The following is a 14,257-nucleotide window of genomic DNA, read 5'->3' on the forward strand; positions in this document are numbered from 1 at the left end:
CCGGGTCAACGTTCGAGGCCTCTGTCTCTTCCAAAGCCTATGCCATGGGCGATGGCCAATTGCTGGCCGAGCCGGCGACCTGATTCGACGGCGATGCCGAGGTCTTTCCTGCGGCTGGCGAGGATGGACTCCAGTTGCGGATCGCGTTCGAGGCCTTTGGCCATGTCGCCCATCGCCGCACGCGTCGCCCTGTAGCCGGACATGTCGCCGGCCTGATACTGTCGCTGGCTGGTGTGGTCGAGCTTCTGCCAGCGCTCCACGAAACGGGCGGCGCGGCGGCTCGGATCGATGCGCAGTTCGGTCTCAAGCTGGAGCGCGCGTATGGCGCGGTTGAGGCGTCCGCCGGCGGCCTCGCGGGCAAGCTCGGGGATCTTCTTGTAGGCGGCCTCAGCGTCGTGGGAGCCATAGGGGCGCACCTTTTCGAAGGCTTGGCGGGCGGTCTGTAGCTCTTTGACCTGTTCGGGGCTCGCTCTGCCGCCCGTCTCATGCGCTGCGAAGATCGCATCCACGGCACGGGCATGGCGCACCAGCGCCCGGGTCCGCACGCGACGGGCTTCCGCTTCGGGATCTTGCGCCACGGTCCTTGCCGGCACTTCGGCTTCGCGCCGGTCGGCTGCCGTGCCGCTGTTTTCTCTTTCGGGGGATCCCCGCTCGGGCCGTCGTCCGCCATCACGGTCGAGCACCTCTCCAGGAACGCTAAAGCCGTCGAACATGCCGCGCAGCTTCTCCGGCACGGCCTTGCGCACGATCTCGGCCACGCGCTCGCGGAACGTGATCCCGCGTCGCTCGGCGTAGCTCTGGACGGGATCGGCACGGTCGTAATCCGAGGCCATGTCCTTCGACCGGTCGCGCGACAGGGCACGGTTGAGCCGATCCGCATCAGTAAAATCGTCGCGGCCATAATGCAGGTCCACGCTGTCGCGATGCCGCGACAGGGCGACATAGCTGCCGTGGGCGTCCATGCCGGGCGTTGCCAGTACGTGGACCCGGTCGACCGTCATACCCTGCGCCTTGTGGATCGTCGCGGCATAACCGTGATCGATCCGGTTGTAATCCTTGAGGTCAAAGCGCACGGACCGGCCATCGTCGATCTGCACGGTCATGGATTGCGCGCTGACCATTTCAATGGTCCCGAGTGTGCCGTTTTTGACGCCAAGCCCACGCTCGTTCTGCAGGAACATGATGCGGTCTCCGCCGGCGAAGCTTCTCGCGCCGCGCTCGACCGTGACACCCACCTCATTGCCCAGGGCGCCGGCTGCCCGCATCCGCTCGCGCGCTGCCTCGTTGAGCGCTCTGACCTCGTCATTGGTATGGGTCAGGATGATCCGGCTCCGGTCCGGCGAGACCTGCCGGTCGCGGTCCCAGCGCGCGATCAGCTCGCCCCGCGCCTGCTCGCGGGTCGTCGCCTCATGCACCATGCCATTGGTCCGATAGGCTTCCAGCGCATGGCCGACTTTACCGGTCGCCAGATTGCGCGTGGCGTCGCGCTGCCAGTCTTCGCGCTGGCGGCGTATTTCGCCGATCTCCGTCCCGCCATGACGCTCATGGATCGACCGGAAAGCTGCGCCCGCCTCGATGGCCTGCAGCTGCTGCGGATCGCCGACCAGCACCACTTTGGCGCCCGCCTCGGCAGCACGGGACATCACGCGCTCGAGCTGGCGTGTCCCGACCATGCCCGCCTCGTCGATGACGAGCACCTCGCTCGCTTTGAGCAGATCACGACCCTGTTGCCAGCCATGCTCGAGGCTGGCAATCGTTCGCGACACAATGCCCGATCCGCTCTCGAGGTTTTCCGCGGCAATGCCGGACAGGGCTACGCCCCGGACCTCGAAGCCTGCCGCTTCCCAGGCCTCCCGCGCAACCCCCAGCATCGCGCTCTTGCCCGTCCCGGCGTGGCCGACCACGACGCTGAGATCTCGTTCGCCGGTGACATGCGCCAGCGCCTCGGCCTGCTCGGACGACAGCACCAGGCCGCGCGCTTCCGCACGCGCCAAAGCAGCCTGGCGATCGAGATCGCGCACCTCATGGCGCGACCGTTCCGCCATCCGTTCAGCGGCCCGGTGCAGGCGCTGCTCCGCCTCGACCATTCCGCGGGTGGTGAACCGATCCTCGCCGCGAACGTCCTTACCGAGTTCGACCAGATCGGGCGCTCCCTGCATCGCGCCCATGACCTGGTTGAACTGCTCCATCCCGTCACTGTGACGGTGCGCGAACTTGGCGAGGTCGCGGCGCGTGAAGGTCGATTGCTGCTGGGTGATGGCCTCCAACCCAACGCTGGGATCAGCGATGATCCGCGCGCCATTGTTCCGCGCGATCTCGCGGTGCATCTCGGCCCGATCGGCGTCACCGCCTTCGTCCGCGATGCCCCGAACCTCGATCCGTTTCGCCGGCGCGCCAATTTGAGTTTGCGGCTCGAGCGCAATGCCCTGGTCTTCCAGACTGCGGTGGTCGATCCGCGCGTCGATGTCGAGCTCCGCCAGCCGCTCGTTGGCAAGCTCCGCCCAGCGTTCACGCCAGCGCTCGACCAGCTCGGTACGGTTCCAGTCCCGCACCTTCTGGCCAAAGCCGTTCTCGTCGATCACGCGCATGGTCAGCATGACATGGGCATGGGGCTTGGGCATGCCGTCCTCACCCCTATCCCAATGCACATTGAGATCGGCGACCATGCCGAGCCCCACGAATTCGCCGCGAACGAAGTCGCAGGCCAACTCGATGCCCTGCGCCTCAGTCAGCTCGCGCGGAAGGGCGAATTCGACCTCGCGGGCCAGCTGGGCATCTTTCCTGACTTCGATCGTTTCGACAGAATTCCAAAGCCGCTCCCGATCGCGCCAGGCTTCCGGCGCGTTCTCTGGCAGCATCACCTCGGAATGGACTACGCCCCGCTTCCCGGAAAAATCCTGATCACGGCCGAGCCGCTCGTCGCGCAGTCGTGAGGCCGAGCGGTAGGCCGCCGATGCCACCGCGCTGCTCCCGGCCTTTCGGCCAATGACCTTGACGTGAAGATGATAGATCGCCATCGCGGCCAAATCACTGGCACAGCGAAGCGCACGTCGGAACGACGTATAAGCGCGCCCTCCCTCAAAAAATTCTCGGGAGGGACTACCGCGTCTCAGGCTATCCCGACGACCTTACAGCATTGTGCCAGGCGTTCGACTATCATTTCTCCATTGACAGTCGTGGAGGCGGCGATGCGTAAACCAAGAGATTTCGATGGGGAACTGAAAGCGCTTCAAGACAAAGCGCGTGACCTCAAGAGCCGCAAGGTGCACCAGCTCGGCGAATTGGTCATCGCGACTGGGGCTGACACACTTACCGCCGAAGAGCTGGCAGGCGCCCTGATCGTGCTGACCGAGACGAAAGATACCGGAAAGAGGGAGGCATGGGCCAGGCGCGGGGCCGCGTTCTTTCAAAGCCGGGCGCGACGAAATGCGCCAGCAACTGACCGCAACATGGACGGCGCTCCGACGCAACCGAGCGGCGCGCAACCGGCATCAAGCCGCAAGGGCGCGACATGACATGCGCACGTGGCAGGTCGAGCGCCGCAAGCGCACGCGGCACCTGATCGAACTGGGCGGTCTCGTCGTCAAAGCCGATATCGTGGACCTTACCGGTGACGACCGCGCGATCATCCTAGGCGCGCTGTTCTGGATTGCCGAGAAACTCAAAAGCGATCAGGGACAATTGGCGCGTGAGCTATGGATCGCAAAGGGAAAGCAAGCGTTCGAGGCGGAGCCGGCGCCAAAGGGAGCAGATCGAAGTGTTCCAGTAGTTCATCGTTGATGCACCATAACGGTGCGTCAGCCGTGCGATTAAACGCCCAGAGCGATGCTGACAATACGATGGCGCCGGAAGCGGCGGCGGCCGAATTCGCGATTCTCTAGGGCCGGGACTTGAGCGAGGCACGATGCGAGGAAGTGACGAACGGTACGGCTGGCTTGTCAGCTTCCACTCTTATCAAGCTGGCGACTGCGTTGAAACGCCGGCTGGAGAATTTCTTGCGATCGGACTGACGGACCCTGCAGAGTTACCCAATTTTTCGCACCTAGCGCCGTAAAGATCCTCCTCATCGGATCGATCGCTGATATAGATAATTGGCAATTTTTTTGGAGCTAGAAATGTCGGATGCCAAGGAACGGCCGCAGCCTGTCCGAAATGGGCTTCTCACAATCGATGAAGCCATCGCCTATGGAGGCAAGCTATTCGACACGTCAGCGGATTTTGACGCAGCGCTCGATCATGTATTGGTATTGCTTGAGGATGCCGCCACCCTTTTCGAGCGGAGATCTTTTGGTTCGTCGGTCTTCCTTTCGATCACGGCGCTTGAAGAGATAAGCAAGGCGCATGTCGGCATTTTCCGCCGCGATAATCCCGGGCCAAAGCCTAAAGGCGGCGACCCATTCAGGAATCATAGGGCCAAGCACAGTATGGCGATCCTGGAGAGTGTCTTCATGACCGAGAGGATCATCGAGGCCTTAGGCCGCGAACGCGCCGACGCCTTGTACAGTGAGGCGCAGACGACGGGATTCACGACAGTACGTGAAGCAGCGCTTTATTGCGCTCGAGGGCCATCGGGGTTCGAAAGCCCAAAGATCGCTATCGCGCCCCATCGTGCCTGGGAGTTCGTCATTTTGGCTATCGAGACAGCCGATGACGCATTAGTGGGATGTACCACGCATTCCTATCGGGTCGGCAAGAGCTTTGATGCTCTGTTTGAGAGGGTGCTCGCGCGGCAACCTGGTGACGAAGCTTGAATTGTACGAAGCGCGACGCCCGTGGTCCGAAACGATTGCTCGACTTCGCCCGGTGTCGGTCTTCCAAATCGAAATATGTCGACAGCAGGGTCCCGACGGACCTGGGGAATCATTTTTTTGGGGATGGCGAACCAAAAGCAAGCATCGATCCACATAGCGTTCCCTTTAAATCAACGTGAATTCAATAACTTATGACCGCCATCTCAACGCGCTTGAGCGAGGGTGCGTGTTTCGTCAAAGATGTGGCTCCTGCGGTTCCGGCCGTCCTCTGCGACATTGCGCTTCCTCGAATGAAACCCAAGTACACTGCTATCGACTTATTTTCCGGCTGCGGAGGCCTCACGCTGGGGTTGAAGCTTGCTGGTTTTCAGGTCCTTGCCGCGATCGAGAAAGATGCCCTCGCGGTAGAAACTTACAAAGCGAACCATTCCGGCGTCGTAGTCTGCCATGACGATATCCGTGCGGTGAAAGCTGCCTCACTCCGCAAGCATTTGAAGCTCGCGACTGGCGAGCTTGATCTTTTGGCTGGTTGCCCGCCTTGCCAGGGCTTCTCCGCCCTCCGCACACGAAACGGTGCCAGGCAAAAACGTGATAAGAGAAATGGTCTTATCACTGAGATGTTGCGCTTCACGCGTGCCTTTCTTCCAAAGACGATCATGATGGAAAATGTGCCGGGCCTTGCGGAACATTGGTCATTCAAGAAACTCTGTCGCGATCTTCGAAGCCTCGGCTATCGTGTCGAGTGGGACATCAAAGACGCCCGTCACTACGGCGTGCCGCAGAGACGCAAACGATTGATCTTGGTTGCCGGACGCCGCTTTGAAGTTCCCTTGGCAAAGGAGTCTAACGCCATCAAGACGGTTTGGAACGCAATAGGCGACTTGAAAGCCCCGGGTCGCAGCCGTGACAAACTGCAGAACGTTCCGGAGAGCCGAAGCAAAAAAGTCTTGAGCTTGATACGCGCAATACCGAAAGACGGCGGCAGCCGTACCGACCTCCCAAAATCGCGGCAACTTGCTTGCCACAAACGGACGAATGGCTTCAACGACATATACGGCCGCATGGCGTGGCATGAGCCTGCGCCCACAATCACCGGCGGCTGTTTCAACCCTTCGAAAGGGCGCTTTCTTCATCCGTCTGAAGATCGAGCCATCACACTCCGGGAGGCTGCGATCCTTCAATCATTTCCGCGGCGATACCGCTTCCCTGCGAATAAGAGCAAGGAATCGATCGCACTGATGATCGGGAATGCTCTTCCGCCGACATTCATTCGACGCCATGCAAGCGAAATAGCCAAGAGCTTGGCGAACTTAAAAGAGAAACAAAGCCGCCCGACGTAACGATGTCTTCGGAACTGAGACCCCCCTGGGACCTTGAGCGATGCGGCGCGACGAAAGCAGATGACAGACGTTTTTTCCGCACGCAAGCGCTCGGAGATCATGTCCCGGGTAAAAGGAGCCGGCAATAAGGCGACCGAACTGCGCCTTATCACTATATTTCGCACCAGCGGGATTACCGGATGGCGAAGGAGATCACGGGCTTTTGGGAAGCCGGATTTTGTATTCCCAAAGGAAAAAGTGGCGGTGTTCGTCGATGGTTGCTTTTGGCATGGCTGTCCGCACCACGGATCAATCCCGATGGCCAATCGTGATTTTTGGCAGCAAAAGTTGCGTCGCAACCGTCAACGCGACTTGTTGGTGAACAGAACTTTGAAGAAGCAAGGGTGGACATTGGTACGGTTATGGCAGCACGAGCTGAGGGCGCCGGAGTGCGTTGTTCGACGCGTCGCACGCGTTCTCCGAAGTCGTGACTAGACCCAACCCGAGTCAAGCCGCGCGTTTTCAAAAGCAATCGGTACAGGGAAGATGCGCTCGTTGAATCTGATAGAGGATCTTGAACAGAATCCATCCGAAGCGGCGATGGCATCGGTCGTTGCGTCGGCGCCCGCGTGGGGCGTCGACGAGATCGGCCGACTGGCTAAAGTGCTGGCGGATAGTGGAAGCGCTCTTGCTTTTCCTGCCGACATTGCGACTGCGGACGTCGCCTCGACCGGAGCGCCCTCATCGCTTTCGACACTGTTGTGCCCCCTTTACTTGCGTAACCTGGGCTTCAATGTCCCGAAACTAGGTGTGCCGGGCCGCCCCGCGGGAGGCATCGATGTCCTTGCCCAAGTCCCCGGGTACAGGGCTGACCTGAATGCTCCCGCCGCGCGGGCGGTTTTGGAGCAATCCGGATATGCTCACTTCCTAGCCGGGCCTGACTTCGCGCCGCTAGACGCCGCCCTCTTTCGATATCGTCAGAAGGTGGGCGCGCAAGGCGTGGTTCCCTTGGCGGTGGCCAGCATCCTTGCCAAAAAGATCGCTTGCGGCATCAAGCTGGCCGGCATTGATGTACGGGTGGCTCCCCACGGCAACTTTGGCGGCGATTTTGCTACCGCCAGGAAGGCGGCTCAATCGTTCTGTCTCGCCGCAAAAGCAGTAGGAATTGATGCCGTAGCTGCGCTCACCGATGCGCGCAGTCCCTATCAGCCGTACATAGGGCGGGGAGAATCTCTTCTGGCCCTTCGAGAGCTAATCGACGGTCGCCCAGATCAATGGCTTTCCGAACATGCCGATCGTTGCCTGTTGCTGGCGGCGCATGTCGGCGCTCTGCATCTCGGGCCATACCAGCTCACCGACAAAATCGCGAAGCCGTTCTTTGAGAACATTGTCGCGCAAGGAGGAACAGAGAAAGGCTTCCTCAACAAAGTCGATTCAATTGCGCAATCGCCTCGGACCGAGATCGAGGCACAGCAAAGCGGGTTTTTCTCGCTCGATCTAGCCGAACTGCGTTCGGTTTTCGTTGCGGCTAACGCGCCCACTAATGACGAGCCGTTTCCGGACAAACTGGGCCTGATTCTTCGCAAAAGGCCGGGCAGCTACGTTAAAGACGGAGAAATACTCGCATCGGTTCGGGCGGCCGATGAGGTTTGGACTGTCTGCGAGCAGCCATTAACAACGTGCTTCCGCGTCGTCGATCTGGTGGACTACGCTGTCGGCCTGGAGGAATTTGTCCGTGCCTAGCTATTGTTGCTTCTTTTGTCCCGCAGCCACTTATAACGACAATACGCTGGCCGACCCTTGTCCAACCTGCAGCCGTCCGTTCGGCTTCCCGCTCACGAGCGCCCCCGCCGAAATCGGCCCGTTCAAAATTCTTCGGCCCTTAGGGCGCGGCTTCTATGCGGCGACATACGTGGCTGAGCGCAAAACAGGATTGAGAAATAGATCGGTTTTAAAGGTTACGCCCAAATCGTTCTACGAGTTCTTCCCCGGGAAGAATTTCGAGCAAGAGTGCCTGCTGCACCGCGATGTCGCCGAGGGAACCGAGCACCTCGTAAAAATCCGCGACATGCTTCCCGATGTGGACGTGCTTTTCGGCGACCGATCGCTGCCGTGTTGCGTTGCGGAGCTTGATTTCGTCGACGGACCGCTGCTCACAGATTATTTCGATGGCGGGCAAACGGTCACGGCAGCCATCGCGGCACAAATGGCTATCGATCTCTTGCGCCTGCGCGAAGAGCTTGAACGCAAGCAGGTGTTTCACAATGACCTGCATGCTGGCAATATCATCGTCGAGCGACTGAGAAAGGACAGCTTTCGAGCCGATGCGGTGGACCCGTCCATACGTGCGGTTGCAATCGATCTTGGCTCTGCCGCGGTGGAGACTAAGAGCGACCCGGCTAAGCAACGTGAGGGCGATATCAGCCGGATTGCCGAGCATATTGCGCGTTTGAGCGCCCGACTAATGGCCAATCCGGATCAAGTTTCTGATCACGATTTTCGGCTCGCGAGCACACTGCAAGATATTTTTCAGGTGCTGGCCGCGCCGGCCGAGAATACGCGCTTTCCACCCGCGCAAGACCTTATCCGCCAAGTTCGTCTCGCATATGAGATGATACCACGTCATTCATGGCGGTCCTGGCGACAACCTTTGGCATTGACCAGCTTCGGCTCCGCTTACAACGCGCTGACTTTGGAACCATGGCACGTACCGGCCCTCCTGATCGATCCGGAAGGAACTTGGCTGAAGCAGATCAGCACGCCGGGGCCGCAAATCATTACAGGCATGCGCGGTTGCGGAAAGACAATGTTGTTACGCGCGCTGCAATTTCATGCACGCGCTTCGCAGGCACGTGGCGAAAGCGCCGATGCCGTTGTCGGACGTATTGGCAATGACGGATACATGGGGTTGTTTGTCTCGGCTCAAAGGCTCATCGACCGACGCGAGCCCGGACAGACCGTCAATGCCGATCCGTTCGCACGTCTGATACTGGCATATGCGGTTGAGGCGGTACGCTCAATCATGCACCTGCGTGACATCGACGCCGGTAGCGTCAACGAACACATCCATAAGGTGATTGGCAGGGCGTTGACCGATATCCTCACCAATTCCGGTGAACTGGCCAATGCCATCGATCTCGACGACTTCGACGCCCGACTGCGAAAGGCGCTTGTGCAGCACAGCCAGCTCGGTAACACCTTGCGCTTACAAGTGAACCCGAGCGATGCATTCATTCACCTGGCGGAGAGCATCCGGGTGTGCTCCCCGTACTGGATGGCCGGCCGCGTGTTGTTCCTGCTCGACGACGTCTCTACGCGCTACCTGAAGGGTGGTCCGATCCGGGAGTTGCTTTCGGCATTGTTGTTCCAGCACCCCGTTTGCGCGTTCAAGATTACGTCTGAAGTACAAACGATGGAACTGGAGCTCAAGACGCCCGGCGAGAACTTTCCGGCTCGCGAGGGCCGAGACTATTCCGTTTTCGACCTCGGTTCCGAAGTCTATGACAAGATCAAGGGGCCGCAGGGAAAACAGTTTGTGGAGCGGATTCTAGCGCAGCGCGCCGAGCACTTCTCCGCTCACCCACGTGCTGCGCCGTCACAATTGCTTGGCGATGAGAACATGGAGACGATCGCGCGGGAAATCGCCGAGACCGCCTCCACCTCTGGCAAGCGCAAGGAAGTCTATCGCGGCATCACAGCTCTCGCCCACGTCTGCGTCGGTGACATCGGCGATGTCATCAGCTTGTATGAACGGATCATCAAAGCGGCAAACGGACGAATCCCCGTACCACCGCAAGTTCAGTGCGATTGCTTTCAGGATCATTGCTCGCACCGTCTCTATGACCTCAACCGACGGCGAAGCGAACTTAAAGACGTAGCCCGATCGTTCGCGGAAGCCTCTTATGAACTGCTTCTCAAGTCTTTCAAAGAAGCCAAGAAGAATGGAAAGACCGCGCCTCGTTTGCGGCAGTATTCATCCATCTACGTACGCGTAACTACTGGCGATACGGGCAAACAGATGGCCCAGCTTCGCGATTTGATCGACGCTGGCGTATTTGTGTTTACAGGCGGAAGCCCGCGAACGAAAACCAAGGACTCTGATCCCATTCTCCAATTCAAACTCACCTTCCGGCGCATTTATGGATTGACCAATTTTATCGGGCTCGCCGAGAGAGACCGTTTCGAGCTGTCCGGAGCGAACCTCGAGGAATGGCTAGCAAATCCGGCAGCCGGCAAAGAGATCCTGATGCGCAACCTTGGGGGACCCCTCACGGAGGAGGAAGAAGCGGAAGCGGATCAGCCCGCCATCGAGCCGACCGTCGCATCAGTTTCGGCGAAGACAACGATGGATCTCTTTGAGAATTTGCCGCAAACGCAGCCTCCAGCACCAACGGCTCCGGAGGAGTCACCGCCGAACCTGGACCGCCTTCCGACGCAAAGCATCAACGTTAGAATGCTTAGCGGTCGGGACGCGGCTGCAGCGAAGCCGGCACAAATTGTCATCGGCCTCGGCTTTGAGGATCGCACCCTTGCATCAGTACTCGCCCTGACCAAAGCGTTGCCTCCGACAAAAGTGCTTGCCATTCAATATGAAGATGCGGGCCGGTCGAAGGAGATTTTGGGTACCCTTGAAAGTTGGGGAGCCGAGATCGAGCTCATCGCCTATCGCACCGCGATTGCCGAGGGATTGCCGCTCGCAAATGAACCCACACTAATTGATGTAACGGGATTGGCCAAGCCCGTCATCTTCCATGCCGTCCGTCATGGATTGCAGAAATCGGGTGCCGTTTTGGTAGCTCATACGCAGGCAAAGAGCTACTATCCGACCGATCGTGATATGAAAGCCCTGCTCAAGGCGGAAGAAGAGCACAATCGGCAGAAGTTCTTCGATAATCTCTCGGGTATTTTAACCGGCGAGATCGGGCCTTATGAATGTCTGCCGCTGCTTCAAGCCGACGCCGACGAAACGAGACGCAATGTGTTGTTTGCATTCGCGTCTCCAAAGCATGAGCGCCTTCTCTCATTGATCGACAACCACGTGATCGACCGGCTGGAGGTCGTTGCACCGGAAGGAACAACTCCCCGCAACCGCGTTGCGAAACAGATCGCCGAAATTGCTGCGACGGACAGCGCCAGTTCGGAAGTGACCTATATCAATTCGGACGATTTGGAAAAGGCTACCGAATTTCTTCTTAGGGGGTTCAACAAATGGTATGTGCGCCAAGGCTTCAATTTTGAGGTTGGGCTTACCGGCTCGAAAATGGAGGCGGTCGCATCGGCCGCCGTTTCTTCAGTGTGCAAAATAACCCAATGCTGGTACGTGCGCCCGGCGAGGTTCGATGCAGCCAGGTTCACGAAAGGCGCTGGCGAGACGCGATACTTCCGATTAGACCGAAGCGATGTCTAATCCGATGGTACGCTGCCGTGTGCTATTCAAAACTGAAGGCAATAGCGTAGTTTCCGTCGGGAAAGCGCACTTGGGGTAACCAGACAGCCTCGCCTTTGGCGCTCTTCTTTAGTCGGTACATGAAAAGCGTAACGGCATCAGCCGGAACCTCGGCATCTTCTCCACCGCTGTAGAAGCCCTGCGTCTCACGGCGAGGAGCTTCCAATTCACGGTCTCGGCTGACCCGAATATACGCCTTCGCGCCTTTCAACACCTCCATCTTTTCCAACGCCGCGCCGATAGTTTTGGTGTTCCAAAGCTCTTTGCCAAGCTCGGGATCGGCTTCACATTTCTGAATCAATTCGATGACTGAGGGGATGTCCGTCACATAGTAAGGCCGTGTACCGTCATAACGTGAGAGCTTAGCATCGATCCATTGCGTCGCTTCCGCCGTTCCCGGCTTACGAAGCGGATAGCGCGGGTTCACCCATCCGCCGGCTACGTAAACACCGATAGCGTTCGGGTCGAGCACGTTCCGGCGCGTAGCCTGCAAAGGTGAAGCCAAGCAAATGCCCTCGAACTCGCCCTGAGGATGGCGCTCGATAAGCGCGCGAAGAGCCGTCTCCATTTGGTGAATGATGCGAAAATGCTCGGCCAACTTGTCCGGCAAAAAGAGGCGGGTGACGCCTATGTGCTTCTGCCGATAGCCGTACATACGTGCATGTTGCAACACCGTATCCGAATTGGGCCGCTTCGGATTTCTTCCGTAGTAACTGGTGATCAGGTTCGGGATCGTTACACCGCGGCCGAGTTTGTTGCCGCCCACGAAGATACTATAGGGATGATCTGGGACGATTTCCTCGTTCGAGTTGGAGTTGATCTCTTTGATGCTGGCCGCAGGCAAAAGAAAAGAAATCTTCTGCATCACGGCATCGAACGGCGGAAGGCTTGGCTCAGTTTCCGCTAACTGATGGAACGCCTCGACCAGATCGTTGCGGAGTTTCACATATGCAGTTGTTCCCGCTTCTGCGAGAGTGTTGACCGTATGTTCCCGAAACCGCTCGAACAATTCGACTATATGGCGATGATCGATCTTCGTGTGGCTGATATGGCAGAGAAACGAGAAATTTTCCTGCGGAAACTGAATGTTTTTTGCAGCGGCTGCAACGAAGAACGTCAATAGTGCTTTGCGAATTCCGACTGGAAGGCGATGTGTCGGGCTTGGTTGATATCCCGATTTAAGTTCATCGACCTCATCAATGTCAACGGGCACCAGAAGCTTCGAGTCGTCCTCGAAAAAAGCCTCGCCTCCGACATATCCAGGACCGGGATTGCTAAGCACAGTGAACGAAGGGCGATAGGGATGATCCGGAGTCTGCAAAAAGAGCGCCTGCGGCGTCGCCGTAACCTGCAAGTAGGTATTGGTTCTGAAGAAGCTTCTGAATTCGGATATCAGCTTGTTGATAGTGCTGATCTCGTTCGTACTCTTCGTCGAATTCTTCAGAGTATGCGTATTGAGGCTCGCTTGATCCGCCTCGTCGTCGATGATCAGAGCGGGAAGCCCGCGCGCGCCGTTCGCGGCTCCAACCTTTCGAAATGCCTCGATCAAGCTGGACAAGTGATCGGAGTTCTTTGAGCAAACGACGACGAATGGCGACGTCCGCAACTGCCGTTCGAAAGCTGGGCCGTCCCACTCGGACTTTCCAAAGACTTTGAGCCCCCGCAATTGGCTCCGAATTCTTCGCAATGTCTGCGTATAGAGCGGATTCAGGTCAGATGTCAGGATGATGATACACTTAAAGCCGTTGTCGACAGCCATTGCAGTTGTAATGGCAATAACACTGGTCTTGCCACTTTGAATAAGGCCATACAAAAGGCCGTAGCTTGGCTCTTCATCGCCGGACACCGGATCGATTGCGTATTGAAGAATATTTGCAGCGCGTTCCGCAATAACATGCAGCGAGGCGGGATCGGAGATCTCATTAGCCAATGCGCTCAGGGCCTCCGTCGTGTGCTGGCCGTCGCGAATGATTTCCCGTCGATGGATGGGAACCGCGGCGCTAAGCGGCATTAGCGGTCTCCGATGCTTCGATGTCGAAGAGGAGTGCTGGCCATTGGCCAAGCGATATCTTCCGCTTCAACTCACCACCTGCTCCCCAAACGGTATAACTGTGGTTATGCTTGCGAGATGCCGCGATCCAGCCGGGCTTGTTTCCAAGTAAATCGCGCCCTTGAAGCCCGTCGATCGCACATACGCCGTCGCTGCCGCATACGAAGCCAAATACTAGCCGCCGATACTCGGCAGCCATTTTGGCTGACCGATCTACATCTTCTTGGTCGAACGTGAACCGCCAAGGCGATCGTTCTTTGGTCGTGTACTTTATGAAGAGAAAGATATCGTCGTTTAAAACATAACCTAGTGAACCCAATTTGCGTATGGATCGGCAGCGAGCATCTTCCAGGATCGGAATGACGGCTGCGCCATGGTAGTAAGTGGACTTATCGAGCATGCGAATCACATCTCCAGAAGCCAGTTGAGCCATATTAATGCTGCAACGTCTGGGAGGGGTAGTCCGTTCTCCGCGGTGCGATCATTTGCGCGCAGGTGCGACGCCAAATCATGTGCCGTTTAGGAAAATTGTAGCGCTCGGCAGTCGGTTACGCGAATGCACCGTAAAGCAATGATGATGAAAGGCTTTTCGGTGTGAGTGATTATACTGCGTCGGAAACCCCTGCAATTCGTGAAAACGCGCGCCAGAGGCGGGCTAATTCTTTGATTCTATTTTGACATCCTGGTTGCG

Annotated in this window: 10 protein-coding genes; 7 read left to right on the forward strand and 3 right to left on the reverse strand. The window is 58.1% G+C overall.

The annotated features are described in order from the left end of the window. Positions 1–5: 5 nt before the first annotated feature. Positions 6–3,017, reverse strand: coding sequence for a Ti-type conjugative transfer relaxase TraA (gene traA / locus QXZ85_RS17585; protein ID WP_315727488.1), 3,012 nt, complete (start codon positions 3,015–3,017; stop codon positions 6–8). 171 nt (positions 3,018–3,188) lie between these two features. Between traA and QXZ85_RS17590 the strand changes: the two genes are divergently transcribed. From QXZ85_RS17590 to QXZ85_RS17620, 7 genes are all read left to right on the forward strand, one after another. Continuing rightward, positions 3,189–3,515: a conjugal transfer protein TraD gene (locus QXZ85_RS17590; protein WP_315727486.1), complete on the forward strand. Its 327-nt coding sequence runs from the start codon at positions 3,189–3,191 to the stop codon at positions 3,513–3,515. Between the two features lies 1 nt (position 3,516). Continuing rightward, on the forward strand, positions 3,517–3,780 hold the full coding sequence (locus QXZ85_RS17595; protein WP_315727484.1) for a conjugal transfer protein TraD: 264 nt from the start codon (positions 3,517–3,519) through the stop codon (positions 3,778–3,780). 335 nt (positions 3,781–4,115) lie between these two features. Continuing rightward, the gene (locus QXZ85_RS17600; protein ID WP_315727482.1) at positions 4,116–4,751 is read left to right on the forward strand and encodes an AbiV family abortive infection protein; all 636 of its coding nucleotides are present in this window, start codon (positions 4,116–4,118) and stop codon (positions 4,749–4,751) included. A 191-nt stretch (positions 4,752–4,942) separates the two neighbouring features. Next, positions 4,943–6,091 carry a DNA cytosine methyltransferase gene (locus QXZ85_RS17605; RefSeq protein ID WP_315727479.1) on the forward strand — a complete coding sequence of 383 codons (1,149 nt, stop codon included), beginning with the start codon at positions 4,943–4,945 and terminating at the stop codon, positions 6,089–6,091. 99 nt (positions 6,092–6,190) lie between these two features. Next, positions 6,191–6,565, forward strand: a complete 375-nt coding sequence (locus QXZ85_RS33805; protein ID WP_409997810.1) for a very short patch repair endonuclease — start codon at positions 6,191–6,193, stop codon at positions 6,563–6,565. Positions 6,566–6,625: 60 nt separating this feature from the next. After that, positions 6,626–7,813, forward strand: coding sequence for a hypothetical protein (locus QXZ85_RS17615; RefSeq protein WP_315727475.1), 1,188 nt, complete (start codon positions 6,626–6,628; stop codon positions 7,811–7,813). Next, positions 7,806–11,477, forward strand: coding sequence for a hypothetical protein (locus tag QXZ85_RS17620; RefSeq protein WP_315727473.1), 3,672 nt, complete (start codon positions 7,806–7,808; stop codon positions 11,475–11,477). The genes QXZ85_RS17615 and QXZ85_RS17620 overlap by 8 nt, the downstream gene beginning before the upstream one ends. 22 nt (positions 11,478–11,499) lie before the next feature. On the opposite strand, the gene QXZ85_RS17625 is transcribed toward QXZ85_RS17620, so the two are convergent. Together QXZ85_RS17625 and QXZ85_RS17630 are read right to left on the reverse strand one after the other, a co-directional pair. Then, positions 11,500–13,527, reverse strand: coding sequence for a Z1 domain-containing protein (locus QXZ85_RS17625; RefSeq protein WP_315727471.1), 2,028 nt, complete (start codon positions 13,525–13,527; stop codon positions 11,500–11,502). Further along, a complete protein-coding gene (locus QXZ85_RS17630; RefSeq protein ID WP_316174529.1) occupies positions 13,517–13,999 on the reverse strand; it encodes a hypothetical protein in 483 nt (160 codons plus the stop codon). Before QXZ85_RS17630 ends, QXZ85_RS17625 begins: the two co-directional genes overlap by 11 nt. Positions 14,000–14,257: the final 258 nt, after the last annotated feature.

The organism is Bradyrhizobium sp. SZCCHNGR1005, assembly GCF_032489995.1.
In the GTDB taxonomy this organism is placed as follows: Bacteria; Pseudomonadota; Alphaproteobacteria; order Rhizobiales; family Xanthobacteraceae; genus Bradyrhizobium.

What these genes read in the sequence shown, in the direction of transcription:
- traA (WP_315727488.1), bottom strand. Translation starts at nt 3,017, where the DNA reads ATGGCGATCTATCATCTTCACGTCAAGGTCATTGGCCGAAAGGCCGGG.
- QXZ85_RS17600 (WP_315727482.1), top strand. Translation starts at nt 4,116, where the DNA reads ATGTCGGATGCCAAGGAACGGCCGCAGCCTGTCCGAAATGGGCTTCTC.
- QXZ85_RS17605 (WP_315727479.1), top strand. Translation starts at nt 4,943, where the DNA reads ATGACCGCCATCTCAACGCGCTTGAGCGAGGGTGCGTGTTTCGTCAAA.
- QXZ85_RS17595 (WP_315727484.1), top strand. Translation starts at nt 3,517, where the DNA reads ATGCGCACGTGGCAGGTCGAGCGCCGCAAGCGCACGCGGCACCTGATC.
- QXZ85_RS17630 (WP_316174529.1), bottom strand. Translation starts at nt 13,999, where the DNA reads ATGGCTCAACTGGCTTCTGGAGATGTGATTCGCATGCTCGATAAGTCC.
- QXZ85_RS17625 (WP_315727471.1), bottom strand. Translation starts at nt 13,527, where the DNA reads ATGCCGCTTAGCGCCGCGGTTCCCATCCATCGACGGGAAATCATTCGC.
- QXZ85_RS17590 (WP_315727486.1), top strand. Translation starts at nt 3,189, where the DNA reads ATGCGTAAACCAAGAGATTTCGATGGGGAACTGAAAGCGCTTCAAGAC.
- QXZ85_RS33805 (WP_409997810.1), top strand. Translation starts at nt 6,191, where the DNA reads ATGTCCCGGGTAAAAGGAGCCGGCAATAAGGCGACCGAACTGCGCCTT.